Source organism: Kitasatospora sp. NPDC058032, assembly GCF_042885845.1.
In the GTDB taxonomy this organism is placed as follows: domain Bacteria; phylum Actinomycetota; class Actinomycetes; order Streptomycetales; family Streptomycetaceae; genus Kitasatospora.
This window is the reverse complement of record NZ_JBHVRK010000010.1, coordinates 168,671-194,431: the sequence shown is the minus strand read 5'-3', so window position 1 is coordinate 194,431 and position 25,761 is coordinate 168,671. Positions and strand designations below refer to the sequence as shown.

General features: G+C 73.3%; 27 protein-coding genes. 9 read left to right on the top strand and 18 right to left on the bottom strand.

Features of this window, described 5'->3' with window-relative positions; translation table 11 throughout:
• Positions 1 to 17 precede the first annotated feature (17 nt).
• The 4 genes from ACFVUH_RS18675 to ACFVUH_RS18660 all read right to left on the bottom strand — a co-directional run bounded on the left by ACFVUH_RS18675 (position 18) and on the right by ACFVUH_RS18660 (position 2,774).
• A complete protein-coding gene (locus ACFVUH_RS18675; protein WP_380681834.1) occupies positions 18 to 356 on the bottom strand; it encodes an RNHCP domain-containing protein in 339 nt (112 codons plus the stop codon).
• A gap of 303 nt (positions 357 to 659) precedes the next feature.
• Complete coding sequence (locus ACFVUH_RS18670) at positions 660 to 1,655, bottom strand: transporter (protein ID WP_387914355.1); 996 nt, start codon at positions 1,653 to 1,655, stop codon at positions 660 to 662.
• On the bottom strand, positions 1,652 to 2,575 hold the full coding sequence (locus ACFVUH_RS18665) for an ABC transporter ATP-binding protein (RefSeq protein WP_387914354.1): 924 nt from the start codon (positions 2,573 to 2,575) through the stop codon (positions 1,652 to 1,654). The genes ACFVUH_RS18670 and ACFVUH_RS18665 overlap by 4 nt, the downstream gene beginning before the upstream one ends.
• A gap of 13 nt (positions 2,576 to 2,588) precedes the next feature.
• Positions 2,589 to 2,774, bottom strand: a complete 186-nt coding sequence (locus ACFVUH_RS18660) for a hypothetical protein (protein WP_387914353.1) — start codon at positions 2,772 to 2,774, stop codon at positions 2,589 to 2,591.
• A gap of 119 nt (positions 2,775 to 2,893) precedes the next feature.
• Here ACFVUH_RS18660 and ACFVUH_RS18655 point away from each other — a divergent pair, with 119 nt between their 5' ends.
• Both ACFVUH_RS18655 and ACFVUH_RS18650 read left to right on the top strand, forming a co-directional pair.
• Positions 2,894 to 4,027 (top strand): sensor histidine kinase, encoded by a 1,134-nt coding sequence (locus tag ACFVUH_RS18655; protein ID WP_387914351.1) that lies wholly within the window; start codon positions 2,894 to 2,896, stop codon positions 4,025 to 4,027.
• A complete protein-coding gene (locus tag ACFVUH_RS18650) occupies positions 4,024 to 4,692 on the top strand; it encodes a response regulator (RefSeq protein WP_387914349.1) in 669 nt (222 codons plus the stop codon). Before ACFVUH_RS18655 ends, ACFVUH_RS18650 begins: the two co-directional genes overlap by 4 nt.
• A 45-nt stretch (positions 4,693 to 4,737) precedes the next feature.
• Here ACFVUH_RS18650 and ACFVUH_RS18645 read toward each other — a convergent pair whose 3' ends face one another.
• Entirely contained in the window at positions 4,738 to 6,288 is a 1,551-nt protein-coding gene (locus ACFVUH_RS18645) for a histidine decarboxylase (RefSeq protein WP_387914348.1), read from the bottom strand.
• Positions 6,289 to 6,449: 161 nt separating this feature from the next.
• Between ACFVUH_RS18645 and ACFVUH_RS18640 the strand changes: the two genes are divergently transcribed.
• The gene (locus ACFVUH_RS18640; protein WP_387914346.1) at positions 6,450 to 6,938 is read left to right on the top strand and encodes an Lrp/AsnC family transcriptional regulator; all 489 of its coding nucleotides are present in this window, start codon (positions 6,450 to 6,452) and stop codon (positions 6,936 to 6,938) included.
• A 32-nt stretch (positions 6,939 to 6,970) separates the two neighbouring features.
• Here the strand turns inward: ACFVUH_RS18640 and ACFVUH_RS18635 are convergent, their stop codons facing one another.
• Both ACFVUH_RS18635 and ACFVUH_RS18630 read right to left on the bottom strand, forming a co-directional pair.
• Complete coding sequence (locus tag ACFVUH_RS18635; RefSeq protein WP_387914345.1) at positions 6,971 to 7,828, bottom strand: isocitrate lyase/phosphoenolpyruvate mutase family protein; 858 nt, start codon at positions 7,826 to 7,828, stop codon at positions 6,971 to 6,973.
• A complete protein-coding gene (locus ACFVUH_RS18630; RefSeq protein ID WP_387914343.1) occupies positions 7,825 to 9,234 on the bottom strand; it encodes a hypothetical protein in 1,410 nt (469 codons plus the stop codon). The genes ACFVUH_RS18635 and ACFVUH_RS18630 overlap by 4 nt, the downstream gene beginning before the upstream one ends.
• Positions 9,235 to 9,299: 65 nt before the next feature.
• Between ACFVUH_RS18630 and ACFVUH_RS18625 the strand changes: the two genes are divergently transcribed.
• The gene (locus ACFVUH_RS18625) at positions 9,300 to 10,004 is read left to right on the top strand and encodes an ArsR/SmtB family transcription factor (protein ID WP_387914342.1); all 705 of its coding nucleotides are present in this window, start codon (positions 9,300 to 9,302) and stop codon (positions 10,002 to 10,004) included.
• A 44-nt stretch (positions 10,005 to 10,048) separates the two neighbouring features.
• On the opposite strand, the gene ACFVUH_RS18620 is transcribed toward ACFVUH_RS18625, so the two are convergent.
• From ACFVUH_RS18620 to ACFVUH_RS18575, 10 genes are all read right to left on the bottom strand, one after another.
• The gene (locus ACFVUH_RS18620; RefSeq protein ID WP_387914340.1) at positions 10,049 to 10,567 is read right to left on the bottom strand and encodes a DinB family protein; all 519 of its coding nucleotides are present in this window, start codon (positions 10,565 to 10,567) and stop codon (positions 10,049 to 10,051) included.
• Entirely contained in the window at positions 10,564 to 11,367 is an 804-nt protein-coding gene (locus ACFVUH_RS18615) for a VOC family protein (protein ID WP_355360589.1), read from the bottom strand. The genes ACFVUH_RS18620 and ACFVUH_RS18615 overlap by 4 nt, the downstream gene beginning before the upstream one ends.
• A gap of 173 nt (positions 11,368 to 11,540) precedes the next feature.
• Positions 11,541 to 14,081, bottom strand: coding sequence for a germacradienol/geosmin synthase (locus tag ACFVUH_RS18610; RefSeq protein WP_387914339.1), 2,541 nt, complete (start codon positions 14,079 to 14,081; stop codon positions 11,541 to 11,543).
• A 140-nt stretch (positions 14,082 to 14,221) separates the two neighbouring features.
• Positions 14,222 to 15,712, bottom strand: a complete 1,491-nt coding sequence (locus tag ACFVUH_RS18605; protein ID WP_387914338.1) for a hypothetical protein — start codon at positions 15,710 to 15,712, stop codon at positions 14,222 to 14,224.
• Between the two features lie 5 nt (positions 15,713 to 15,717).
• Positions 15,718 to 17,538, bottom strand: a complete 1,821-nt coding sequence (locus ACFVUH_RS18600) for a hypothetical protein (RefSeq protein ID WP_387914336.1) — start codon at positions 17,536 to 17,538, stop codon at positions 15,718 to 15,720.
• A gap of 119 nt (positions 17,539 to 17,657) precedes the next feature.
• A complete protein-coding gene (locus ACFVUH_RS18595) occupies positions 17,658 to 18,458 on the bottom strand; it encodes a TIR domain-containing protein (protein WP_387914335.1) in 801 nt (266 codons plus the stop codon).
• A gap of 100 nt (positions 18,459 to 18,558) precedes the next feature.
• Positions 18,559 to 19,917, bottom strand: coding sequence for a helix-turn-helix domain-containing protein (locus ACFVUH_RS18590; protein WP_387914333.1), 1,359 nt, complete (start codon positions 19,915 to 19,917; stop codon positions 18,559 to 18,561).
• Between the two features lie 163 nt (positions 19,918 to 20,080).
• A complete protein-coding gene (locus tag ACFVUH_RS18585; RefSeq protein ID WP_387914331.1) occupies positions 20,081 to 20,314 on the bottom strand; it encodes a hypothetical protein in 234 nt (77 codons plus the stop codon).
• Entirely contained in the window at positions 20,311 to 20,448 is a 138-nt protein-coding gene (locus tag ACFVUH_RS18580) for a hypothetical protein (RefSeq protein WP_387914330.1), read from the bottom strand. Before ACFVUH_RS18580 ends, ACFVUH_RS18585 begins: the two co-directional genes overlap by 4 nt.
• An 8-nt stretch (positions 20,449 to 20,456) precedes the next feature.
• A complete protein-coding gene (locus tag ACFVUH_RS18575; protein WP_387914328.1) occupies positions 20,457 to 20,792 on the bottom strand; it encodes a hypothetical protein in 336 nt (111 codons plus the stop codon).
• Positions 20,793 to 20,961: 169 nt separating this feature from the next.
• Between ACFVUH_RS18575 and ACFVUH_RS18570 the strand changes: the two genes are divergently transcribed.
• From ACFVUH_RS18570 to ACFVUH_RS18550, 5 genes are read left to right on the top strand one after another with little or no spacing between them, the layout of a single operon-like run.
• The gene (locus tag ACFVUH_RS18570) at positions 20,962 to 21,909 is read left to right on the top strand and encodes a helix-turn-helix domain-containing protein (RefSeq protein ID WP_387914326.1); all 948 of its coding nucleotides are present in this window, start codon (positions 20,962 to 20,964) and stop codon (positions 21,907 to 21,909) included.
• Complete coding sequence (locus tag ACFVUH_RS18565) at positions 21,872 to 22,003, top strand: DUF397 domain-containing protein (RefSeq protein ID WP_387914325.1); 132 nt, start codon at positions 21,872 to 21,874, stop codon at positions 22,001 to 22,003. The genes ACFVUH_RS18570 and ACFVUH_RS18565 overlap by 38 nt, the downstream gene beginning before the upstream one ends.
• Before the next feature lie 14 nt (positions 22,004 to 22,017).
• On the top strand, positions 22,018 to 23,184 hold the full coding sequence (locus ACFVUH_RS18560) for an AAA family ATPase (RefSeq protein WP_387914323.1): 1,167 nt from the start codon (positions 22,018 to 22,020) through the stop codon (positions 23,182 to 23,184).
• Positions 23,181 to 23,915 (top strand): HNH endonuclease, encoded by a 735-nt coding sequence (locus ACFVUH_RS18555; protein ID WP_387914321.1) that lies wholly within the window; start codon positions 23,181 to 23,183, stop codon positions 23,913 to 23,915. The genes ACFVUH_RS18560 and ACFVUH_RS18555 overlap by 4 nt, the downstream gene beginning before the upstream one ends.
• A gap of 11 nt (positions 23,916 to 23,926) precedes the next feature.
• Positions 23,927 to 24,133, top strand: coding sequence for a DUF397 domain-containing protein (locus ACFVUH_RS18550; RefSeq protein WP_387914319.1), 207 nt, complete (start codon positions 23,927 to 23,929; stop codon positions 24,131 to 24,133).
• A 17-nt stretch (positions 24,134 to 24,150) separates the two neighbouring features.
• On the opposite strand, the gene ACFVUH_RS18545 is transcribed toward ACFVUH_RS18550, so the two are convergent.
• Positions 24,151 to 25,437 carry a VanZ family protein gene (locus tag ACFVUH_RS18545; protein ID WP_387914317.1) on the bottom strand — a complete coding sequence of 429 codons (1,287 nt, stop codon included), beginning with the start codon at positions 25,435 to 25,437 and terminating at the stop codon, positions 24,151 to 24,153.
• Positions 25,438 to 25,761 lie beyond the last annotated feature (324 nt).

Here is a 25,761-nt window from a genome sequence, read left to right as displayed (position 1 = left end):
CTTCTCGCGCAAGCGGTTCAGAGGGAGCCGAAGGCTTCGAGCGGGAACGGCGGCTGGGCCAGCGGCCGGACGGCGATGCGCATCAGGATGAGCTGGTTGTCGTCCCGGCAGACCGGGTTGGACGTCAACTCGTCGCAGCGCACGCAGCGGTGGACGAGCATCCAGTCGCCGGTGCGCAGCACGGCGATGGCGATCGGCGACATCCGCCCGTGGCAGGCGCTCGGGCCGCCCTCGACGTGGTCGAGGACGTGCTGCGAGTGCAGGCAGGACGGACAGTGGTTGCGCCGCGCGCCGTCGGCGGCGAACGTGGACACGGTCAGACCGCACCAGGCGCAGCCGAAGGTTGCGGTCTTCAGGGCGTTGCTGGTGTTACCGGTGTTACCGGTGTTACCGGTAACACCGGTGGTGTTGGTGGTGCTGGACACCCGGGGTGCTCCTTGCTGGAGGTCAACGATGACAGCAAGAGCAGGCCGAGCGGCCTCGACGACGATCCGTCAGGCTGTGTGGCGAGGCGCACTCGGCGCGGTCCGGGACATCAAGACACCCTCTCGAAGGGCACGGCGGCCCGTGGCAGACGGAACGGAGCGGCGAGCGTAACAATGCCGCCAACGCCCGTGCCACCGAATTTCGCCGCCCACAGGCCGCCCCCGCCGCCCCCGTCAGACGGGATGCCGCCGGACCCGGTGGAACGCGAGGCCGGCCGTCAGCGCCGTCAGCGCGGCGAAGAGCGCGGTCTCCCGGAGCTGGAAGTCCCAGTAGCGGCCGGCCGGCTGCTCGGCGATCTCGACCTGGACGCCGCCCCCGGCCAGGCAGCCGGGCAGCTCGGCGAGCGAGCTGCGGTCCATGCAGTCCTGGAACCAGGCCGAGTGGCCGACCTCCTGCCCGGCGGCGTCGAGCATCGGGCTGGTCCCGACGACCCACGGCCCGCCGGGCACGCGCAGACCGCCGATGTCCCCGTAGGTGCCGATCTTCGTCAGCCGGCCGATCAGCTCGGCGGTGAGCGGCACCGAGGTGCGCACCGGCGGCTGGTAGTGCGGGCGGACCAGCGCGGGCACGGCGATCTGCAGCGCGGCGAACACCACCAGCGTGGCCGCCATGGCGGGGACCGCGCGGCGCAGGAACAGGCCCAGGGTCGCGCCGAGAACGACGGCGAAGGCCGCGTAGCCCAGCGGGGCGAGGCCGCGCGAGGCGAAGAGCGCCGGTTCGAAGCGGTTGCCGAGGACGGCGGTCACCGGGCCGGTCGCCCAGGTGAGCAGCAGGCTGTACAGGCCGGCGGCGGCGACGCCCGCCAGGCCGACCAGGCCGAGCTTGACCGCCAGCCACCGGCCGCGGGTGACGCTCTGGTTCCACACCAGCCGGTGCGTGCCGGCCTCCAGCTCCCGGGCGACCAGCGGGGCGCCCCAGAACACGCCGATCGCGCCGGGGACGGCGAGCAGCAGGTAGCCGAGCAGATCGGCCCGCAGGCGGTAGCGGTCGGCGAAGGCACCGAGCGGTCCGGCGCAGTCGGCGCGACCGCCCGCGCAGTGCGCGAGGGTGTCGGCGTGGGCGTCGTGGATCTGCGTGCCGAGCACGACAAGGTAGCCGGCCAGGAGCAGCAGGGCGGCCAGCCCCACGAGCGCCTGGGCGCGGAACTGGCGCCAGGTCAGCCAGATCATCGGTGGTCCTCCACGGAGGTCGGGGTGGTGGCGCCGGCGGCCCGGCCGAGGTGGGCGAGGACGAGCTCTTCGAGTCCGACGTCCGTCACCGTCCAGGGACCGCCGGCCAGCAGCGAACGGTCGGCCCGCACCACCGCGGTGACGGGGGCGGTGACGGGCCCGGCGGTGACGTCGTCCGGGGCGGGTTCGGCGGGCGCGATCACCTCCGCCCCGGCGGGCAGCGCCGCGAGGTCCCGGCGCCGGCCGACGACCAGGACGTGACCCGCCAGCAGGTCGGCCACGTCACCGGCCAGTTGGACCCGCCCGTCGGCCAGCACGATCAGGTGGTCGCACACCCGCGCCACGTCCGGCAGCGCGTGCGAGGAGAGCACGGCGGCCGCGCCCAGTTCGCCCACCGACTCCAGCAGGTGGTCCAGGAAGGCGTGCCGGGCCAGCGGGTCCAGGGCCGCCGCGGGCTCGTCGAAGATCAGCAGCTCGGGCCGCTTGGCGGCGGCGACGGTCAGCGCGAGCTGCGCCCGCTGGCCGCCGGAGAGCCGGCCGGCCCTGCGCCGGGGGTCGAGGCCGGACCGGGCGAGCCGACGGCGGGCGAGCGCCTCGTCCCAGCCGGGGTTGAGCCGGACGCCCAGGCGCAGGTGGTCGGCGACGGAGAGGTCGGCGTAGACCGGGGTGTCCTGCGCGACGAAGCCGACCCTGGCCAGGTGGGCGGGCCCGGCGGCGGGCGGAGCGCCCAGCACCCGGATCGTGCCCGAGCTGGGGGCGGTCAGTCCGCAGGCCAGCTGCAGCAGGGTCGACTTGCCGGCGCCGTTCGGGCCGACGAGTCCGGTCACCCGGCCCGGCGGGACGTTCAGGTCGACGTCGACGAGCGCGTGGTGGCGGCCGTACCGCTTGCCCAGCCGCACGGTTTCCAGTACCGGTGTCATGGTGCTCCCCCGGTCAGCCGCGCCGCGCGCGCTTGCCGCGCCAGGACCGGACGAGGCGGAACAGGCCGTAGCCGGCCGCGACCAGGACGGCCAGATTGAGCGTCCACCATGCGTAGAGCAGCGGACTGCGCTCGGTCTTCTCGGGTCGGACCGCCAGCAGGTCGGCGAGCAGGGTGGGTGCGGAACTGAGATCAACCATGCGCCCCAGCCTGGGCAACCGCCGCCGCCCGCCGCAGCGGCCGAAGGGACGGTCCGCGCTCGCCGAGTCGTACTTTCGGCCGGTTCGGCGCCGGCCCCGGATCCCCTAGCGTGAGCCGGGTGAGTTCAGCGAAGCGTTCGACGGCATGGGTCGACGCGGCACTGGCGGTGCTGTTCACCCTGGCCCTGGTCGTCATGGCCATCCAGTACGCCGCCCAGGGCCGGGTCTGGGCCTTCGACACGGCGACGGGCACCGCCGTCTGCCTGGTCGCGCTCGGCCGCGGGCGCCACCCGGGCTGGGCCGCCGCCCTCGGGCTGGCGCTCGCGGGCGCCGCGGCGGTGACCGCCCGGCTCGCCCACCTGCCCGGCGAACCGGGGGCCGCCGCCGTCCTGGGGCTGCTCGTCCTCGGCGGCGCGGCCGTGCGGACGCTCGCCCGGTGGCAGGCGGCCGCGGTCGCGGTGGCCGGGCTGGCCCTGATGGCGGCCGGACTGCTGACCGTCGAGGGGCCGGGCACGCCGTTCCGGGTCGGGATCGAGGTCTGGATCCTCGCGCTCGCGGCCGGGCTCGGCCTGCGTCTGCTCGACCACCGTCGCCGGGCCGCCGTCGAGGCCGTTCGCCGGGAGGAACGCCTTGCCCTGGCACGGGAGTTGCACGACGTGGTCGCCCATCACATCACCGGCGTCGTCGTCCAGGCCCAGGCCGCCAGGATCATGGCCCGGCGGCAGCCCGGAAGTCTGGACGCCGCCCTCGCCGGGATCGAGGACGCCGGCGGCGAGGCGCTCGCCTCGATGCGCCGGGTGGTCGGCCTGCTGCGCGACACCGAGGACGTCGCCAGCACCGCCCCCGCCGTCCCCGGGCCCGAGCAACTGGCCGGTCTCGTCGAGCGGTTCGACGGCCACGGCCCCGCGGTGGAGCTGCGGCTGCCCGCCGAGCCGGCCCCCTGGCCGCCCGAGGTGGCCACCACCGTCCACCGGATCGTCCAGGAGTCCCTCACCAACATCGCCCGCCACGCCGCACACGCGCGCGCCGCCACCGTCGACATCGCGCACGGAGCGGACACCCTCACCGTCACGGTCACCGACGACGCCGCGCCCGGCCGCGCCCGGCCGCACAAGCAGCCCGGCGGCTACGGCCTCATCGGCATGCGCGAACGCGTCGAGGCACTCGGCGGCCGGCTCTCCGCAGGACCGCGCCCGGACACCGGCTGGTCGGTCCGCGCCGCTCTGCCGCTCCCCGGGAAGGGGGCCCGTTGAGCATCCGCGTCCTGCTCGCCGACGACCAGGCGATGATCCGCGGCGGCCTGCGGCTCATCCTGGAGGACCAGGACGACATCACCGTGGTCGGCGAGGCCGCCGACGGCGCCACCGCCGTCGAACTCGCCCGCCGGCTACGGCCCGACGTCTGCCTGGTCGACATCCGCATGCCCGGCCTCGACGGCATCGACGTCACCCGCGCCCTCTCCGGGCCCGGCGTCGCCGACCCGCTGCGGGTGGTCGTCGTCACCACGTTCGACCTGGACGAGTACGTCCACGGCGCGCTGCGCGCCGGCGCGGTCGGCTTCGTCCTCAAGGGCGCCGCCCCCGCGCTGCTCGTCGAGGCCGTCCGCGCCGCCCACGCCGGCGAGGCCCTGCTCTCCCCCGCCATCACCCTGCGCCTGCTGCGCGACCTCGCCCCGACCCGCCCGGCGCCGGTCGCCCGCCCCGCCCAGCCGCTCTCCCCGCGCGAGACCGAGGTCATCCGCGCCATCGCCCGCGGCCGCACCAACCAGGAGATCGCCGCCGCCCTCTTCATCACCCTCAGCACCGTCAAGAGCCACCTGGCGACCGTCCAGAGCAAGCTCGGCCTCCGCAACCGCGTCGAGATCGCCGCCTGGGCCTGGGAGTCCCGCCTCATGGACTCCCCCGGTCCACCCGTCTGACGGACCGGGCGGCAGGGGCCGACGTGCTGGCCCAACGGGTGCCGGTCAGGCCGGGGTGGCGAGGATGACCGGGTCGCGGGCGAGGTCGGACAGCAGGGCGTCCAGCTTGGCGCGGTCCACCGAGGGCATCAGGAAGACGTGCACGTAGCCGCGCAGGGTCGTCGGGTCGCCGGGGGTGGTCAGGACGTTCTCGCAGGACAGCGACCACTTGGCGACCAGGTCGGCGCTGGGCTTGCGGAACCGCACGGTGATCGCGCCGGGGGTACGGGCCGGCCAGAGTTCGACGCCGGTCTCCGCCTCCAGCTCGTGGAGCCGGCGCTCCAGGTAGCCGGCCAGCTCCTGGGAGCGGCGGATCCGCTCGACCTGGTCGCGGTAGGAGTGCCGGGAGAGGTGGTCCCAGAGCACCAGCGGGGAGAAGCCGTTGCGGGAGCCGGCGAAGGTGCTGTCCGGCGCGCCGATGTACTCGGGCCGGGTCGGCGGTTCGAGCTGGTACTTGGCCTTCGTCATGAAGACGCCGCAGGGCCACGGCACGCCGGCCCACTTGTGGCCGCTCATCGCGATCGACGCGACGAGGTCGACGTCCTCGCCGGTCCGGTTCGGAAGGGTGAGGCCGAAGTCGAACTCGGGTGCCCCGGTGGCGGGTCCGGGCGCCCAGCCGTACGCCGCCGGGTCGTCGGCCGCCATCCGCAGGAAGGGGGCGTACCCGGCGCCGAGCGCGCCGTCGACGTGGATCCAGAAGCCCCGGCGCTCGTCACCGCCGCCGGCGGGCAGCAGACCGTGGCGCTCGAAGACCGGCAGCAGCCGCTCGCACGCGCCCCGGACGTCGTCGTGCGCGCCCTTGAACGTGCTTCCCAGGTTGAAGTTGACGAAGATCGGGTGGCCCTTGGCCGCGAAGAACTCCACCAGGACCGCCAGCGCGTCCACGTCGACGGCGCCGGGCCCGTCCCAGGAGTGGCCGGACGGCCCGGGCAGCGAGGGCACCTCGGCGGGCCAGTCGCCGCCGAGCGGGCACTCGCCCGGGTAGTCCGCCGTGCCCACCGCGTGGAAGGTGTCCACGCCCAGCACCCGGACGGCCTTGGCGAAGGAGTAGTGGGTGTCCTCCGAGTAGAACGCGACCGGGCGGGGCGCGCCGGGGCGGGTCAGGTAGTCGCGGGCGTTCCAGAGGGCGTACATGTTGCCCTCGGTGGAGCCCATGGAGAGCATGTAGCCCCAGTACGACTCGGGGTCGGCCGGGTCGTAGGAGCGCCCGGCGTGCCAGAGTCGCGCGTAGTAGTCGAGCACCGCGCGCTCGACGATCTTGGTGTTGGGCTTGTAGCCGCCGCTCTGGAACGGGTCGCCGAGGTTGTTGATGTTGCTCAGCATGAAGCGGGCGAGGTCGAGGGCGCTGCCCGCGAGCTCCTGGGTGGCCTGGTAGCCGACCAGGTGCCGGCGCTTGCGCGTCAGGTACCCGTCCATCCGGTCGAGGGCGCGCAGCCGCTCGCCGTCGGTGAGGCCTTCGGCGGGTATCGCGAAGTCCCCGCTCTCGGGCTCCGCGTCGATGTGCACCGGGGCGGCGGCGGTGCGGACCGGCACGACGGGGGCGGTGGTCGGGCTCATGGGTGCAGCGCTCCGGGTTCACTGGGGACGGGGTCGGCCCAGGGCCGCTCACTCGAAAGGATGGAACTTTCCACCGTTCGAGCGAAAGCGTTCCGCAGAAGATTCGGAAACAGGCACCCCTGCCTTGCGGATCTGCGACCCGGTCGGGGACCCTGACCCGCGTGCCGAATTTTCCGCAGGCCCACCGGGCGCCCATCGACGACATCGACCGCGCGATCCTGCGCGTCCTCGCCAAGAACGCCCGCACGCCCAACAACGCGCTCGCCGAGGCCGTCGGCATCGCGCCCTCGACCTGTCTGGCGCGGGTGCGCGCGCTGCGCGAGCGCGGCGTCATCCGCGCCTTCCGCACCGAGATCGACCCCGCGGCGATCGGGCTGCCGCTGCAGGCGATGATCTCGGTCCGGCTCCGGGCGCACACCCGCGAACAGAACGAGAGCTTCCGGAGCACCGCCCCCGACCTGCCGGGTGTGCTCGCGGTGTTCCACATGGCCGGGTCCGACGACTACCTGCTGCACGTCGGCGTGGCCGGGCCGGAGGAACTGCGCGACTTCGTCGTGGACCACCTCACCACTCACCCCGCGGTGGCGCAGACCCGGACCAACCTGATCTTCGAGCAGATACCGGGCCGCCGGTACCTGACCAACGGCTGACCCCGGCCGATCGCCCCCGCTACCGCCCGCCGCTACCGCGCGTCGGCGTACAGGGCCTGGACGGCGGCGTAGCCGGGGGTGCCGCCGGAGGCGTGCGCCGCCGAGGTCCCGGAGCGGATGGCGAGGGCCGTCGAGACGGCGGCGGCGAGGCCGGTGCGGTAGAGGTACGAGCCGAGGCTGACCCGGGCGACGCCGAGGGCCGCGAGTTCGGGGAGGGTGGGGCCGGTCGGGGTCCAGAGGATGTTCAGCGGCCGGGCGAGGCCGGCGCAGAGCCGCTCGATGGCCGCCGGATCGGTCAGGCCGGGGACGAACAGGCCGTCGGCGCCCGCCAGTTGGTAGGCGTCGAGACGACGGTCGGTCTCCTCGGCGGGGCCGGACAGGGCCAGCCAGTGGGAGTCGGTGCGGGCGTTGACGAACAGGGCCGGGACGGCGGCCTTGATCGCGGCGATCTTGGCGGCGTGCACCGCGGTCGGGGTGAGCGTGCCGTCCGGGCGACCGTCCTCCAGGTTGATGCCGACGACCCCGGCCTCCACCAACTCAACCGCGTACGCGGCGACTTCGGCCGGATCGTCGCTGAAGCCGTTCTCCGCGTCGACGGAGAGCAGGTAGCGCCCGGACCGGCCGAGCCTGCGGGCCAGTCGGAGCGTCTCGTCCCGGGTGGCCGCGGCGCCGTCGGGCAGCCCGGCCGCCGCCGCGACGCCGAGGCTGGTGGTGCCGACGGCGTCGAAGCCCTGCTCGGCGAGAACGGCGGCGGAGGCGTGGTCCCAGGCGTTGGGGAGCAGCAGCGGCTCGCCGGGGCGGCGGTGCAGGGCGGCGAACGGCGTGTCCAGCAGGACGTGGTTCATCGGGGCGTGGCTCAGCAGGGCGCGGCTCATCGGGGCGTGGCTCATCGGGGCGTGGTCCTCTCGTGCGGGCGGAGGTCGCCGACGGCGTTCGCGTAGTACGCGGACTCGGCGACGTGGAAGGCGATCCGGCGGAACGACCAGCCGGTTCCGGGCGAGCGGTCGAGCTGGTCGGGGTCGAGCGCGGCGAGGCGGGCGGACCAGATCCGGGCGAGCCGGGTGAGCCGGCTGCGGGCCTCGTCCAGGTCGGCCGGGGTGAACGGCGCGAGGTCGGCGGGGGTGGTGACGGCGGAGGCGTGCCAGTGGTCGGGCCGGGTCGGTTCACCGGCCAGCCGGGCCTCCAACTCCGCCAGGTGGTCGAGGAGATGGTCGGTGACCCGGCGGATCGCCTTGTGCGGGGTGTACGTCCGGCCGTCGGCGGTGACCGGGCGGCCGTCCCACCCGGTCCACGTCTCGGCGAGGGCGAGCACGTGCTCGACCATGGCGGGCACGAGCCCCACGGGGTCGCGGTCGTCGGTGGCCGGAACGGGCTCGGCCGCGAACGCCCCGGCCGCCGAAGCCTCGCCCTCGGACGCCCCACCGTCGGACGCCCCACCGTCGGCCGGCGGGACGGCCGAGGCGCCGTGCAGGATGCCGGCCGCCACGGCGAGCGCGTGCGTCCGGCCGGGGCAGAGTCTCGGCGGGGCGCCGAAGGTCAGCGGCGGCAGGTCGGGGCGGTCGGCCTGGGCGGCGGCGACGTCGAGCAGCACGTCCGCCCCGGCCGGCACGGGCACCCCGCCCACCTCGGTCGGCCGGGCGGCGCGGCGGCGCATCGTCCGCACGGGCGGGTCGTGCCGCAGCGCGGCGCCGAGCGGATCCGCCCTCCCGGCCCCGGCCGCCCGAGCGTGCTCCACCAGGGTGGCGGTGGCGTCGCAGGCCTGGACGAGCAGTCCGATCCGGTTGGCCGCGCGTTCCACGCCCTCGGCGTCCCCAGCATCCCCAGCGTCCTCGGCGTCCCCGGCGTCCCCCGCGTGTTCGCTCCCCGGGAACATCCGGGGCAGCAGCCAGGCCACCGCCGCGTCGGCCTCCGGGTCCTCGGGCCGCTCCACGAAGTACGACCGCGCGACCACCCCGACGGCCCGCGCCACCGCCTCCGGCTCCGCCAGCCCGAGCACCTGCGCGAGGACCCGGACCGCCTGCACCCGGACGTCCGCCTCGAACCCGGCCGCCGCGGCCAGACGCAGCGCGTCCGGGTCGAGCCCGGCGAGGTCCGCCTCGACGAACGCCCGCCGAACGGCGTGCCGCTCGCCCGTGCTGAACCGGGCCACCGTGGCACGCAGCCAGGCCATGCCGCCGACCGGCCCGGACTCGGCGGGCGGCGGCACCAGCGCCGGATCGGCGAGCGCGGCGGTCACGTCCTCGTACCGGGTGAAGGAGAGCACGGCAACGGCGGCGGAAGCGGTGGGATCGGCCATGTCCGCCACGCTAGGACCGAAACGTTTCGGCCCCCGCCGAACCGTGTCCGCGGCACCATGGACCCATGTCCCTCGCCCACCTCGCCGGCCTGCTCGCCGATCCGACCCGCGCCGCGTTCTGCACGGCCCTGCTCGACGGCCGCGCCTGGACCGCCGGTGAGCTGGCCCGGCACGCCGGGGTGGCGCCGTCCACGGCGAGCGAGCACCTGTCCCGGCTGATCGCCGGCGGTCTGCTGGCCGAGGACCGCCAGGGCCGGCACCGGTACGTCCGGCTGGCCGGCCCGCAGGCCGCCACCCTGATCGAGGACCTGGCGTCCTTCCCGCTCCCGGCCGGACCGGGAGAGCGGCCCTCCTCCCCCGCCCCCGGCTCCCTGCGCGAGGCCACCCGGACCAGCGCCGAGGCCCGCGCCCGCACCTGCTACGACCACCTGGCCGGCCGCCTGGGCGTGGCCGTCCGCGACGCCGCCCTCGCCCGCGGCCTGGTGGCGGACGAGGACGGCCCGGCCCTCACCGACCGCGGCCGGTCCTGGCTGGCCGACCTGGGCGTGGAACTGCCGCCCCGGGCCGGACGCTCCGGCGGCCGTCCGGTGGTCCGCACCTGCCTGGACTGGACGGAGCGGCGCAGCCATCTGGGCGGCGCGTTCGGCGCGGTGCTCTGCCGGACGGCGCTGGACCGGGCCTGGGTCGAGCGGATCGGCTCCGGCCGCGCCCTGCGGGTGACCCCGGACGGCGACCGCGCCCTGCGCGACCTCCTCGGCGTCACGCTCTGAGCGGCCGAGCCGCGCCGGGCCCTCGAACCCTCCACGCCCCCTGCTCAGCCCATCGTCTTCGCCCCGTCCAGCGCCTCCCGGATGATGTCGGCGTGCCCGGCGTGCTGCGCCGTCTCGGCGATGACGTGGAGCAGCACCCGCCGCACCGACCAGACGGCCCCGGGCTCGAACCACGGCGCCTGCGGCAGCGCGTGCACCCGGTCGAGGTCCGGCAGGCTCGCCACCAGCCCGTCCGTCTCGGCGGCCACCCGCTCGTAACCGGCGAGCAGCCCGGCCAGGGTCTCGCCCTCGGCCATCCGGAACTGCGCCTGCCAGTCCGCCCGTCCGCCCGGTTCGGCCCTCATCGCCTCCGCGCCGCCGACCACGAACCGCATCCAGCGCGCCTCCGTCCCGCTGACGTGCTTGATCAGCCCGCCCAGGCACAGCTCGCTGACCGTGGTGCGCAGCGCGGCCTGCTCGTCGGTGAGGTCGCGGACGGTGTGCCGCAGGAAGCCCCGGTGCTTGTCCAGCGTCTGCAGCAGGTCGGCCCGCTCGCCGCGCGGCACGGCACCGCCGGAGGTCACTCCGCCACCAGGCCCGGCACGTCCCCGGACGTCTTCCCGAGGTCGATCACGCCGAACGCCGCCCCCTGCTGGTCGCCAACGGCCGCGAACCGGCCGAACGGGCTGTCCATCGGGCCGAAGTACAGCTTCCCGCCCCGCTCGGTGATCTTGGCGATCGTCGCGTCGCAGTCGTCCACCGCGAAGTACACGCTGACGTAGTTCGGCGCCTCGGGCGGCAGGTCCTTCGGGCCCGCCTGCATCCGGCCGAGCACCGGTTGCTCCCGGACGTGGAAGATCTTGTAGTCGACCTGCCCGGAGTCCATCCGCTTCACGGCGTACGGGAAGACGGCGGGGAAGAAGCCGTCCGCGGCGGCCCCGTCGCGGGTGATCACCTCGGCCCAGGTGTAGGCACCCGGCGCGCCCTGCTTCTCGAAGCCCTCGTGGGTGCCGGCCTGCCAGACGCCGAAGACGACGCCCGCCGGGTCCTTGGCGATCACCATCGAGCCGAACTCGCCGACCGCCATCGGGCCCATCAGCACCTCGCCGCCGTTGCCGCGGATCTTCTCGGCGGTGCCGGCGGCGTCGGGCGAGGCGAGGTAGAGGCACCAGGCGGAGACCGCCTCGCCCTCCTGGTTCGGCATCGGCGGGACGATCGCGGCGACCGCCTTGCCGTCGGAGTAGGCCTGGGTGTAGTTGCCGTACTCGGAGGAGGACTCGCCGAAGGTCCAGCCGAGCACGTCGCCGTAGAACGCCTTGGCGCCCTCCAGGTCGGCGAACATCGCGTCGGCCCAGCAGGGCGTTCCCTCGGGTGGCACAGCCATGACGAAGCCCTCTCGTATGTGACGATCCGCCCCGTTTCGCCACCCTAGCCAGTCCGCCGCCCGTCCGCGCGCGCAGCGCGGCACGACGGCGGCCCGTCGGGGCCGGAACCCCCGACGGACCGCCGCGCACCCTCCGGCCGACCGGCTGCCCGGCCGACCGCCGGGCCGGTTCGCTACCCGACCGCCACCCGGCCGATCGCGCCCGCCGGCGTGGCCGCCGACGTCCCCAGCCCGGTCGGCCGCACCAGCAGCGCGCCCAGCACCCCGCCGCCCGGCTCGACGGCCTCCTCCGCGACGGTGCCCGGCGCCTCGGCCGCCTCCCGCCCGAAGTGCCGCAGCAGGTCCTCCTCGCGGTACCGCCGGCAGCCCTCGTGCCAGCCCAGGATCCCGGCGAGCCAGTTCTCCAACTCCTTGACGTACCCCGCGATCACCGCCCGCGCCGGCCCGTCCAGCGCGAAGTCCTCGAACAGCACCGGGAACTCCTCGGCCGCCACGTGCCGGAACTGGTCGAGCCGCGCGTGCATGAGGTCGTCGACGATCCGCACCGCCGCCGGGTAGTCGCAGTTGAAGAAGTTCTGCACCACCAGGACGGCGTTGTGCACCTCGCCCTCGAACTCGATCTCCTTCTGGTACGAGAACAGGTCGTTCATCATGCAGGCGTAGTCGGCGGCCGCGTTCTCCAGCGAACGCATCGGGCCGCTGACGTAGACCCCGGCCGGTACGACGGCCCCGTGCGCCAGCCGGGCGAGGCTCATCGTGAGCTCCGAGCCGAAGGTGGCCCGGCGCATCTCCAGGTAGTCGACCGGGTCCGGGATCCGGTTCTGCACCTGGTTGTTGAGCTCCCAGATCCAGCTCAGCGTCATCGTGACGACGGCCTCGCGCAGCTTTCCGCGCGCCTCGGTGGTCATCGGCCCGGCGGTCCGCTCCCAGAGGTCGGCCAGCCCGCGCTCCAGCGCGGTGAGCGGCTCCGCCCCCGGCTCACCGTCGACCGGCATGAGCAGCTGGAACCGCTCGTGCGCGGCCTTGGCGCCGGCCAGGTCGCCGGTCCGGCCGAACGCCACCGGGAAGTAGTCGTCCGCGTACGTGCCCCAGGCCAACCAGTCGGTGGTGAGGTCGAGTTGGTCGGAGCTGGCGTCCGGGTGGATGCCGGCCGCGCAGAGCGCCAGGTCGTAGTCGGCCATGCTCTCGGCGGTCCACACACCCGCGGTCGGGTCGTCCGGCCGGATCTCCAGCAGGCCCGTCCGGCCCGCCCAGTCGAGGGTGTGCAGTCGCGAGGACTCCAGGTAGGGGCTCAGCTGGACCTTGAACGGCAGCCGGAACTCGGGCAGTTGCGACGGCCCGACGGCCTGGAACGGCACGTGCGCGTGCGACCGCGCCCGCCGCACCCCGGGGTCGACGTCCCCGCGCGAACCCCCGACCGGACCGGTCCCGGGCGACTCCAGCGACGCGCCCGAACCCGTCGCCCCCAGCCCGAGGGCCCCGGGAGCCCCGATCCCGAGAGCCCCCAGCAGCGCGGCCACCGGCGACTCCCCGACGGTCGGCGCCCAGGCCTTCGTCACCGGCCCGGACCGGCTCAACGAGCCCAGCTCGTCGGCCAGATCGTCCAGGGCGCCGTTCGACTTCAGCACGTCCAGCGCCGAGGTGCCGACCCCGCCGATCGCGAACGGGTCCCACCAGGTGGCCCCGCCCGCCCCCGCCGTGCCCGACGCGTCCGCCGCCGCCCCGCCGTCGTTCATGTACCGGCTGGACCGCAGGTGCCACTCGTGCCCGCCGGCCTGCCAGTCCTGCAGCCCCTTCACGTAGGCCAGCACCCCGGCGCAGCCCTCCGGGTCCAGCCCGGTGTCCGTGAACAGCTGCGGCAGCTCGGTGACGACGGTGTTCTCGAACTGCTGGAGGCGCGAGGTGAGCAGGTCGTTGACGGCCTCGGCCGCCTCCTGCGTCGTGCACTCCAGGAACTTCTCCAGCACCAGGACGCCGTTGCTGAGCTCGCCCTCGTCCTCCACCTCGCGCTGGTACGAGAACAGGTCGTTGCGCAGGTGGACGCCGTCCGAGAAGGCGTCCATCAGCACCCGCAGCGGCCGCGAGCCGGACACCGCCGCCGGCACCTCCGCCCCGGCCGCGTACTCGATCAACCCGGCCGACCAGGGCGCACCGCCCACCTTGCGGCGCATCTCGATGTACTCGACGGGGTTGGCGACCCGGCCCGCGTTGATGTTGGCGAGCTCCCAGAGCGACTCGTTGAGCAGGTTCCGGGTGCTCTCCGCGAACCGCACCCGCCAGTCCTCGCCCATCGCCGGCACGGTCCGCCGCCACAGGTCGGCGAGCCCGGCCTCGACCGGGTTGGTGGGCTCGGGCACGGCCGCGTCCGGGTCGGCCGGCATGAACAGCGGCAGCCGGTCCAGGTACGCCTTGCCGCCCACCCGGTCGTTGGTCCGCTTGAAGACCTCCAGGAAGTGGTCGTCGAAGAAGAACACCCAGACGTACCAGTCGGTGACCAGCGCCAGCGCCTCGGCGGACGCGTCGGGGTGGGTGTAGGCGCAGAGCAGTCCGTAGTCGTGGGCGTCCAGATCCGCTTGCGTCCAGACCCCCGACCCTTCCAGCATGCCCATCTCCCGGGCCCATCCGGAGGAATGGGCCCGGGCCTCGTCGAGATGCGGGTTGAGCCGCGCCGGGTGCGGCACGTAGAAGGACGGCAGTTCGAACGGCTGGGACACCGGGCGAGCCTTTCTGGACGCGTCGACAAGGCCGACTCAGCTTTACCCGAGTTCAACGATCTCAGCCGGAGAACCGGAACAGTCATATGAGATTTACCGACCCACTCGAACATCTGCCCAACTCGCCACCCCCGACTAGATCATTCGTGCGACTGGTCGGCCCCACCCCACCCTTCCTCGGTCCCGCCCCCCGCCCCCCGCGGATCCCCGTTGACGGAACCGCGCAGCACCTCCCACGCCGAGGTCACCGGCCCGGACTCGGCCTCGCCCCCACCCTGCGGCTGCACCGGCCCCACCACGAACACCCGCGGCCCCGGCACCCCACCGGGCGCGTCCGGCGGCGCCGCTTCCGGCTGCGACGGCCCGGCCGGGTTCCCGCCGGTTCCCCCACCGCCGGGAACCCCGCCACCGGCTCCCCCACCGCCACCGGCGGATCCGCCGTCCCCGCCGTCCCCGAACTCCCCTTCGTCCCCGAGACTCCGCCGGATCCGATCCGCGGCGTCGGGCCGCCCCGCCGCTTCGGTGAACCTGGCCACCCGATGGGCGTAGACGGTCCGATCGCCGTCCTCCCGGAGCTCGATGTCGTCCATCAGGTCGTTCAACGGCCCGACCACCGAAGGCCCCCGTTCCGGACCCACCGGACCCACCGGACCCACTGGGCCCACCGGCTCGAAAGGCCCCGCGTCACCCGCATCCCCCGTGTTCCCCCCGCTCCCCGTGGCGGCCGCGGGCACGACGACGTCCAGGAACGGCAGGTCGTCCACCGACCCCGCTTCCCCCGTCGCCACCAGGTGCCGGTACAGCACGTCCACCGCCTGGTCGTTCGCGGCCGCCGCGAGCTGCGCCAGCGGCCCGATCATGTCCACCGCCCCCTGTACCTCCTCGTCGTTCCGCGCCAGCCACCACACCACCGCGCTGCCGGGCGACTTGAGCACGTCGTCGCCGAGGTAGCTGCGCTTGCTCCGCTCGTACCTCCGCTCGTGGTCCCAGATCTCCTCCGTCTTCCGGACCTCCGCCAGCTTGTCCAGCCGCGCACGGTCCGCCTCGGGCAGCGCCAGACTGACCTGCCCGGCCATCGCCACCACGATCCCGGAGTTGTCCGGGCTCAGCGTGCCCAGCAGTCCGTCCAGCCGGTGCCGGACCAACTCCGGCCGCCCGGGGTGCTCGCGTTCCGTGATCGCCCTGGCGCGGGCCAGCACCGCATCGGTGGCCAGGGTGTCCGGCGCGAAGTGGACGACGCCACCGGGGGTCGGCAACTGCCGCCACCACACCGTGGCGGAGAAGACGAAGTCGTAGTCCGGCACCGAACTCGGCAGGGCCACCCCCGTCACCGAGGTCGTCTGGAAGGGCTGCTCGACCGGCGGCTGCGGCTGCGGCGCCGGGGCCGGCTCGGGGGTGGGGGCAGGGACCGGGTCAGGGGCGAAGGAGGCGGGTCCGTAGACGCCCGGCTCGGGCGCCGAGCGCCGGTGCGCGGCGGGCCTGACCCGCGTCGTCGAGGTCAGCACCACCAGCACCACCACCACGACCGAAGTCACCACGCTGAGCCAGACCGGCCACTTCAGCCCCACCCCCAGGGCGACGGGCACCGCCCCGGCAGCGACGGCCAGCGCCGCCGTACGGGTCTTCTCCATGGAGCTCATCCCATCCTCTCGTCGGTTCGCAGCGCCTGAGCCGGCTCGATCCCCTGAGCGCTGTCGATCTTCTGCCAGAGCCGCGTTGCCACCTCGGTCCGACCGGACCGCTCCTCACGCGGGCCGTCGCCGACCCATTCGCGTCCGGTCAGGTACAGCGCGGTCAACCGGTCCGGCCGCGCCGTGGCGGCCGTCACCAGCACGTCCATCAGCCGTTCCCCGGTCTGCGGCTGTGCCCGGGCCACCGACAGCCACCGGTGGACCGCCGCCACCCACTGCTCACGCCGGGCCACCGCCAGGACCTCGGCCCAGGTGGCGGCCAGCGCCTCGTCCGGGGCCAGGCGCCGCGGCGGCGGCTCCCCCACCAGTTCCAGGAAGAGCCGGATGTCCGCCGACGTCTCCCCCCTGGCCGCCAGCCCGTCCCAGAAGCGGGACAGCAGCTTCAGGTACAACCGCCGGTCCTGCCGCACGAGTTCGTAGAGCGTCTCGCGCACCTCCGCCGGGCCCTTCGCGCCGGTCCGGCGCGCGAGGTGATGCAGCCGGACGAGGGCCTGGTCCGGATGCGTACGGGCCATGACCTCGCCACAGGCCCGGGCCAGCACCCGGGCGAGGGCCGGAGAGGGCTGGCCGATCGCCCACTCGTAGATCTTGGAGCGGAACCCGGCGCCGTACCGGTCGTGGTCGAGACCGAGCCGCAGCACGGCCAAGGCCTCCTCCGAGCGCTGGGGCTCGGCGGCCCACTCACCCGCGAGGACGTGCAGCACCTTCCAGTCGGCGGCCCGCAGGCTCTGCTCCGTGAAGCGCTCGACCAGCCGCCGCCGGTCCTGCACCACGAGTGCGGGGTGCGGCTCCTCCACGAGGTCCGCCACCCACTGGCGCAGCCGCTCCCTCAGCCAGGGCAGGTAGGTCCAGAAGTGCGTGCGCACGGCCCCGTCGTACGCCAGCGAGGCGAAGCGGATCCGGCCACGCGCGTCCATCTCCAGGGGCAGGCTCTTCAGCCGTTCGGCCAGATCGGACCGCTCCAACAGCGGCCGCTCGTCGGGTGTGTGCTCGACCAGGCCGAGCAGCCGCTCCGTGTGGTGGAAGACCGCGTCCGCGGGCGCCCCGGCCAGCATGGCCGCCGTCAGCAGCAGCGCGCGCTGCTGCCCCGAGGAGAGGCCTGCGACCTTCACGGCCACCTCCCCGGAACGGTCGCTCAGCGCGCCAAGCGCCTGCCGGATCCATTCGGCGGCCGGCCCGGCCGGGTCGGCCGCCCTCGCCCGGGCCACCACATCGGCGAAGCGCTGCACGTCCCGCATCGCGAACCGGCGCAGCGTGGCGACGAGTTCCTCGCCCTCCAGGTCGTCGGACGCCAGTCGGACCTTCTTGCCCTCGAGGTGCCGGCGGAGCACCGCCAGTTCCCTCGGCCGTCCGATCGCGATCACCAGCTGCCGGAGGGCGGGGAGCAACAACTCCTGGTCGGCGGAAGGGAGGACCGCGACCATGCGGGCTCCGGCCTGCTCGACCCTGCCCCAGTAGCCGTACAACTGCTGCTGAGCCGCCTCGTAGTCCTCCTCGGCGATGCCGGAGAGATCCAGCAGCAACCGGTCGCCGGCCTCCGGGGGCGTGCTGTCCTCGTTCTCCGGGGAGAACGACAGTTCCACGAACGAGGTCGTCGGGTCGTCCGGATCGTGCAGCAGCATCACCGCCGCCGTCCGCCGTCCGCTACCGGGCGGACCGGCGAGCAGCACGGTGGTGCCGGGCTTGGCGAGCCGGTTCCGCGCCTCGCCGAATCCGTGGGGCGGGACGAACCTCCCCTGCAGCCAGAGACGGTGTTCGAGCGCCACCCGGGACGGGGCCACCCTTGGTCGGGGAGGCCGGAAGTCTCCCCCGAAGACGTTGTACTGCGGGCCCGGCCCGGTGTGAGTGGGCCCGCGCGCCTCGTCGATCCGGGTACCGCCGTCCGTCACCGGTCCCGGTCCTCGCGCTCCGCCCGGCGGCCGTCGGACCACTGCTGCGCCGTCCCCCGCTCGACGTAGTTGCCGCCGAAGCTGCCGCCGTCGCCGTTGAAGTGCACGCCGCCGCTGCGCAGGTCGTTGTGCTGCGGCCCGTCCCCGGTGTGCACCGGACCACTGGCGTTGTTGATGAACGTCCCCACGTCCCCTCCGACGTTGCCGATGCCGCCGCTCTGGCGGTGCGTGTAGTCCCGGGCCTGGACGACGCTGCCGTCCACCCGGCCGACCCGGTTGCGCACCTCGCCGCCGGCGTCCGCGCTGCGCGCGATCTCCCGCTGCGCCTCGGCGAGCCGGGGCACCGCCTCGGCGAGGTCGTCGCCGATCCGGGCGAGGTCGCCGTCCGCGTTGCGGGTGTCCAGCCGGCGGTACTGGCAGTCGGCCAGCTCGGCCAGCTCCGGCGGCAGCTCGTGCCGGTTGAGCCGGGTGGCCCGGCCGATCAGCACGGGGACGACGAGGGCGCCGCTCTCGAAGGCCTCGACGATCTCCCGCCGGGTCCAGTCCTCGGGGTCGTCGAGCGCCCGGGAGCCGTCGGCGGTGCGGGCGTCGGCCCAGCGGTCGCCGATGACGGCGATCAGCACGCTGCTGCGGCGCACGGCGGTGAGGAGTTCCTGCGGGAAGCGGCGGCCGATCTTGATCGACTTGCTGGCGCGGAACACCCGCTCGCTGCCGAACCGCCGGGAGAGCTCGCGTTCGATCATGGCGGCGCCGGTGTCCTCGTCGCTGCTGCGGTAGTTCACGAAGATGTCGGGCATGGCGGAAACACCTCTCCGGTGAAGGGGATGCCGGTGAACGGCCGGGTCGGCCGGGGTGGCCGGGTCGGGTCGGCGCCGGGGAAGCGCGACGGTGGGGCCCTCAGGACCTGGGGTGGAGTGCGGCGGCGAGCGCCGGCTGGAGGTCCCGGACGGCCGGGTCGGCCCGGAAGCGGGAGAGCTCGCGGTCCAGCCGGGCGACGTCGGTAGCGATCGTCGCCGACCGCAACCCGGTCACCAGCGGCAGCAGTTCGGCGGCGATCGCGCACGCGTGCGCGGCCTCGCCGGCCGCCGCGTGGGCGAGGGCGCGCCGCAGGCCGTACCGGGCGCGGGTGCGCACGGCGTGCGCGGGGATCCCGGCGCACTCGCGGTCGAGCACCTCGGCGGCCTGGGCGGGGCGGCCGAGGTCGTACAGGCACCAGCCGGTGACCATGGCGGCCGGGTCGGCGAGGTTGCTGGTGCCGAGCACCGGTCCGCCGCCACCCCCGTCGGCGGCGGACCGGTCGAACAGCTCGCGCGCCCGGTCGAGGCTGCGCAGGCTGGCGGTGTGGTCGCCGGCCAGGGCGTGGCCCTGGGCCTCCCGCTGGGCGGCGAGGCCGCGGATGCGCGGCGGCAGGCGGCCGTCCCGGGCGACGGGGTCGACCAGGCCCACGGTGGCGGCGGCGTCGCCCGCGTAGAAGGTGACGAGGGCGCGCCGGACGAGGGTGTACGAGCCGAGGTCCCGGTCGTCGCCGCCCTCGGCCAGCTCGACGGCGCGGGCGGTCCACCAGAGCGCGGACGGGTTGTCGCCGGCCTCCTGGGCCATCCACCCGGCGAACTCGGCGTACCGCGCGGCGAGGCCGAGCAGCCGGACGCGGGCCACCGTGTCGGCCTGGAGGGCGAGTTCGCGCAGGGTGTGGGTCTGCACGGTGAGCATGGGCAGCAGCAGGGCGGGGTCGGTGCTCTGGCCGAGCAGGCGCATCTGGTCGAACTGGGCGCGGAAGATCTCCGTCGGCGAGACGTCCGGCCGGGACACCTCCCAGGCCCCTTGCACCCCCTGCACCTCCTGTGCCACCGCCCGGCCCGCTCCGGCCGCCCCCGCGACGCCCAGTCCCAGCACGGACGTCGCACCCGCGGCGAGCAGTTGGCGCCGCCCGAGGCCGCCGGGCCAGCGGACGCCGTCGCGGTCGACCCGCAGGAGTACGGACTCCTCGTCGGCCGCGATGTCGCCCGCCCCCGTTCCGCGCCCGGCGGGGCCTTCGGGCGGCGCCAGTCTCTCCAGCTCACCGCCGGCGCCCAGTTGGGCGTCGCAGCGGCGGGCCAGGTCGGGCGGCGGGACCTTCTGCCCGCGTTCGATCTTGCTGAGGTGACCCTTGCTGTAGTTGAGCAGCTCCGCGAGCCGGGTGAGCGTCAGCCCGGCCGCGAGCCGCCGCCTGCGCAGCTCGGGGCCGAACTCACTCGCGGGCGAACTGGACATGCGCATGCCAACCCCCTCCTCGGGAACCACCCGGCCACCTGTCGTCGTCCCGGGACCGGAAGCGGACTCTCCCCTGCTTCCGCCAAGAATGGTGGCACGCGCATCGGCGGGCCGAACGGGGAATGCGGGCGTTTCCCGTTTCCTCTTTTCCGCCGTGCCGACAAATTGGCTACTCGCCTTGCGGACAAACCGAGTTCGCCGGGTCGGCCCCCGCTCCTCGTCGCCTCCTTTCCCAGGCCGGAATACCGATCATCAGTGCGACGGAGTTCACCGCCCACCACACCAGCCGACGCACGCCGGGCCGCCCGGGATCCACCAGCAGCGCGGCGAGGGCCGAGAGCCCGACGGAGGCGGCGACGATCAGCAGGACAGCGCACACCTCCGTCCGGACGTGTGGCTTCACGCCCGAAGCCCCTTGCGGGCCGGGCCGGCCGAGGGAAACCAGAGGCCGACGGCCGCGAGCGCGGCCCGGATCTCCTCGAACACAGCTGCGACAGGCGGCTGTTCAGGCTCGGCCGTCCGTCCGAGGATGCTCACGCGACCGTTCACTCCCCCTGCGCGCCGCCGGCCCGGACGAGCCACCGGGGGTCGGCCTCCCACTCGACGCCGCCCTTCAGGGGGCGCAGGTGCACCTTGCCGCGCTGCTCGCCCATGAACACGCCCCACCGGGCGGTACGGGCGTCGAACACGACCTCGCCCTGTTGGGCGGGGCGGTAGGGGCGAGCCGGGGCGACGGGGCGGGGGACGGCGGCGGGAGCGGCGGGCAGCAGGTCGGCGCCGCGGAAGCGGGCCTCGGGGACGGCGTCGCCGCAGCGGGGGCAGCGGCACGGGGGGAAGTTGCGTTCGATGACGATCGAGGGGGCGTCCTGATTGCTGGTCATATTAGCTCTCCTGTCATTCGCTGACGATCCACATCCGCTATCGAAAATGAGAGCGGGTGGGTTTCCCGGAATCGGTTGCGAAATGAGTCTCGGCCTGTGAGCGTTGGGTAACCAAGCGATTCCACAAGAGACTTCAGGCGTTCTTGACGCCGGGGAGAGGTGGGGGACGATGGCCCGCAGGAAGGTCGAGCCCGGAGACCGCCCCAGGCAGTGGGGTGATGAGCTGGCGTTCTGGAGGAAGTCGGCCGGTCTGAGCCAGGAAGAGCTGGCCCAGATGGTGAACATGCATCAGACGCGGGTGTCCCAGTTCGAGCTGGGCAAGGCCTTCCCGGTTCGACGAGACGTCGAGCTGTTCGACACGGCGGTGGGAGCGGGCGGCCAACTCGTCCGCAGCTTCGAGCTCGTGGCGCCCTACATTCGGGACTACTATCCCGACTGGTTCGAGGAGTTCACCCGCTCAGAGCTGAAGGCCAGGATTGTCCGCGAGCTGCAAGCCGGACGCATCTCAGGTCTGTTCCAGACCGAGGACTACATGCGCACCCTGTTCACCGCACAGGTGCCGAATCGCACTCCGGATGAGATCGACACCATGGTTCAGCGCCGAGTGGAACGGCAGAAGCGCGTGATCTGGTCCACAGCCCCGCCCCGCGTCCTGGTCATCCAGGAGCAAGCAACCCTGGAGAGGACCGTCGGCGGCCCCGCGGTCATGTTCGGCCAACTCCAGCATCTGCTCACCGTCATGCAGCTCCCGCACGTCACCGTGCAGGTTCTGCCCTTCTCCGCGACGGAGGTGATCCGCATGCAGGAAATGATGATGCTTGACACAATCGACGGCCGCCGACGCGTCTACTCGGAGAGCATCAACCGTGGCCACTTCATCGACGAAGAGGTCGAGGTGGACCTCTGGGACGCTGTCTATGATCGGGCCAGAGCCGCGGCCTTGTCGGTGTCGGAGTCGGTCGACCTGATCAGCCGCATCATGAGAGGACTGTCGAACCATGTCCGAGGCCATCGATCTGTCGACCGCACGCTGGTACAAGAGCAGCTACTCCGAGGGGAACGGCGGCGGCTGCATCGAGGTGGCCCCCGGCTACCCCCGCACCGTCCCCGTCCGTGACAGCAAGGATCCCCATGGTCCGTCCCTCACCTTCACCTCCACTGCCTGGGCTTCCTTCGTCACCGCTGTCCGCACCGGCGACTTCGACGCCTAAGAAGGAGTCCGGGGATGTACATCACTCAACTGAGGATCTCCGAGATCCTCGGATTCCGTGGCCCCCGCAATGTTGACCTCAGCTTCGAACGCCCCGACGGCACTCATGCGGGTTGGACCGTCCTCGCCGGACGCAACGGCTCCGGCAAAACCTCCATTCTCCGCTGTATCGCGCTGGCGGCCATCGGGCCCGAGGCCACCAGATTTGTCACACCGAACCCCTGGGCCTCTTCCGAGGGCGAGATCGCAATCCACGCTACGAGCAGCCGGGCGCTCCTCGTCGCGGGTTACGGACCGTTCCGCCGCCTCTCGTCAAGCATCTCGCTCAGCCCGGCCACGGCCGGAATTCCCGAGGAAATCCACGCCAGCCGCAGGGTCGCCACTCTCTTCAATGAGGAGGCGACTCTGGTCGAAGGGATGGCCTGGCTCCTCAACCTCCATCTCCAGCGCCTGGAGAAGCGCCCCGGTGCCAGCGGTCTTCTCAACACCGTCCTCTCCCTGCTCGGCGACGGGCTTCTCCCTGACGGGTACCGGGTCTCCCGAGTGGACTCCCGAGGCCTTTGGGTCGTGAACGGGGACGGGTACTTTCCTCTCAACGAGATGAGTGCCGGCTACCGCAGCGTCACCGCGCTCGTCCTCAACCTTGTCCACAGCCTTCACAGCGTCTACAACGAGCTGGATGTCGGCCGCTCCAAGATCGCCAAGAAGACCGTCCTCAACCCGGGCGTGGTGCTGATCGACGAGATCGACGCCCACCTCCACATCTCCTGGCAGAAGCGGATCGGTGGCTGGCTCAAGGCCCACTTCCCGAACATCCAGTTCATCGTGACCACCCACAGCCCGTACGCCTGCCAGGCTGCCGACCCGGGCGGCCTCATCCGCCTCGCCGGCCCCGGCGAGGAGCGCTCGCCCGAGGTCGTCGGCCAGGACCTCTACCAACGCATCATCTACGGCAGCGGCGACGACGCGGCACTGTCCGAACTCTTCGGTCTCGACTCCCCCTACTCGCCGGCCGCCGACGAGCTCCGCCACGAGCTGATCGCACTCGAAGAGGCCGTGTTCGCGGGTACTGCCACCAAGCGCCAGACCGCCCGCTACCACGAGCTCGCCGGGATCCTGTCGAGTTCCAGCGCCGCCCGGGTCGACGAAGTGGCCGCGCGCCTCAGCGGTGGCGGCAAGTGATCCCACTCCAGCGCTTACCGATCGACAACAGGTTCCAGTCCCGCCTCACCCGGGCGTCCAGCCCGATCCTGGCGGCACCGGCCAACACGGACCTGGCCCGCGAGCGGTGGAAGCGGGCTCGGACCGTCCGCCGCGACCTGAAGTCCTTACTCGAAGCCATGGCGGCCGGCCTCTCCCGCTGCATGTACTGCGGCGACAACCAGGGCACGGACATCGACCACTTCACGCCGATAGCCCACGACCCGACCCACACCTTCGCCTGGGTCAACCACTTCCTCGCCTGCTCCCACTGCAACAGCAACCAGAAGCGCGACCAGTACCCGTGCGACGGTTCGGGAGCCTGCCTCCTCGTCGACCCCACCACCGAGGACCCGAACACCCACCTGAGCCTGACCCTCGTCACCGGCGCCTACACCGCCCGCACGCCCAAGGGCGAGGCCACGATCGAGGTCTTCGGCCTCCAGCGCCCGATCCTGCAACAGGGCCGTGCCCGTGCCTACGTCCGCTGCCGTTCGATGCTCCGCGACTGGCTGCTCCAGTCCGAGTCCGGCGACCTCGCCGAAGCCTCCGAGGTCCTCGACTCCTTACGGATCCACCCCTTCGCCGACGTCCTCCATGCCATGCTTCACAGAGCCGAATCCCCTGGCGCCCCAGCCGTCTTCGGGCCCGAGGTCACCACCGCCCTACGCCGCATCCGAGGCGTGGTTCTCCCACTCGCTCCACTCCCGTGAGGACTGATCCGATGCCCCAGAGCACAGCCCTCTCCCCGTGGCGCAAGAGCAGCTACTCCGGCGGCAACGGCGGCGAGTGCGTCGAGGTGGCCCAAGGCTCCCCCCACGCCGTCCCCGTCCGTGACAGCAAGGACCCCCACGGCCCCACCCTCACCTTCACCCCCGCCGCCTGGGCCTCCTTCCTCACCGCCCTCCGCACCGGCGACTTCGACCACTGACACTCCCAACCACTCGTCTAGGTCGTGACAACGGCACCGGTGACAGCATCGACGAGGGTGACGAGGAGCCCGGCCTGCTGCTGGCCCGCCGGCCTCTCCATGCGGATCACCCAGCACGGATGCCACGTGCCGCTGCGGTCGGCTTGGGCAAGCAGTTCTGCGCTGGTCACGACGAACCCGGGATTCACCGCGGTCGCGGTGTTGCGCGCGGTCTCCTCGACCACGGTTGTCCTGGGAAGGGCCGGGGGTTCGACATGCCGGGCAGAGAACGAACTGACCTGCCCGTTCCCTGTGACGAGCAGGTCGAGGCGCATCGGCATGAGGACACCGTCGATGCGGGAGCGCCACTGAACCGTCCTGGCCCCACCTGAGTGCGGCTGGGGGTCGATGCGGGTGTAGCCACCCGTGAGCGCCCAGGGAAAGTGGGTTTGCGCGAACCGGGTCGCCGAGAAGGCCGCTGCGTCATCAGTGATCTCCCCCGGGGCTTGGCCGGGAAGTGGCCCGACGAGCCCGGAGACCGGCTCGCCGCCGGGCCAGGCCAGGGTGAGACTGCCCGCTGCGCCGGTGACGCTGACGGTACCGGGCTGTTCGAAGGAGCCGCGGACGTACTGGACGGAGGTGACTTCGGCACCCGGGCCGAAGAAGTCCTGGAACGCCTTGGCCGCCGCGGCCCGCTGGGCCGCCCCGGCCCGGGTGTTCTCCGTGGCATCGGCGGGGACGACGGTCACGAACGGCACGGTGGCGGCCACGATGACGGCGGTCCCTCCGCCGAGGGCGAGTGATCCACGCGCCAGGTCCCGCTTGGCGGTGACCAGTGGCATGCCGCTCCGCCCGCGGATCAAGAGGAACGCCAGGCCGCAACCGGCCGCTACCCCGAGGCCGTTGTCCCACAGGTCGGCGGTGTCGCAGCTACGGCCGACGCCGGGTGTGACGGCCTGGATCGCTTCGACGGCAGCGGAGAGCAGGATCAGGGCGACCCCGGCGCCGACGGGGCGCCGCACGAGGAGGGTCGCGAAGAAGGCCGCCGGGACGAAGAGGGCTACGTTCATGAGCCCCTGGGTGGTCGACATCGCTGCGATGAGGTCGCGTTGGACCGTGCATATCAGGGGCGCCGGTGCACCGGGGCGGATGGGGTAGAGCGTGGCGACGAGAACGAGGGCGGTGCACGCCCCAGCAAGCGCGGACAGCAGGACCGGGGCGGAACGCCGCCTGGCGATGACCGCAGCAAGGGCGGCGGAGACTGTCAGAGTGACGAGGACCGCCCATAACAGCCCGGTCTGATTGTCAAAGATGGCGCGGATCATGCTGGTTGCGCTCCGGTGGGGTGGCACGGCGGGTGGGTCCGGACGCCGGAGCGCCGGTCCCACCGTGACGGCAGACAACTTCCCTTAGATGATGACGGACCGTCAGCTCGCGTAGGACCAGGTCACGGCTCGGATTGCGGACCGACCGGGCCGCGCGGCGCTGGAAGCAGGCGGAGGCCTCCTACCGCTGGTGGGACGAGCGAGGGCGTCCCGGTCAGGAGCGCTTCGGCCCGACGATCAAACCGACCGGCCGGACGTCGTGGCTCGACTCCCCCGACACCCCTGTTCCACAATGGGGTTGACCGCTGGTCTGCACCGTCCGCA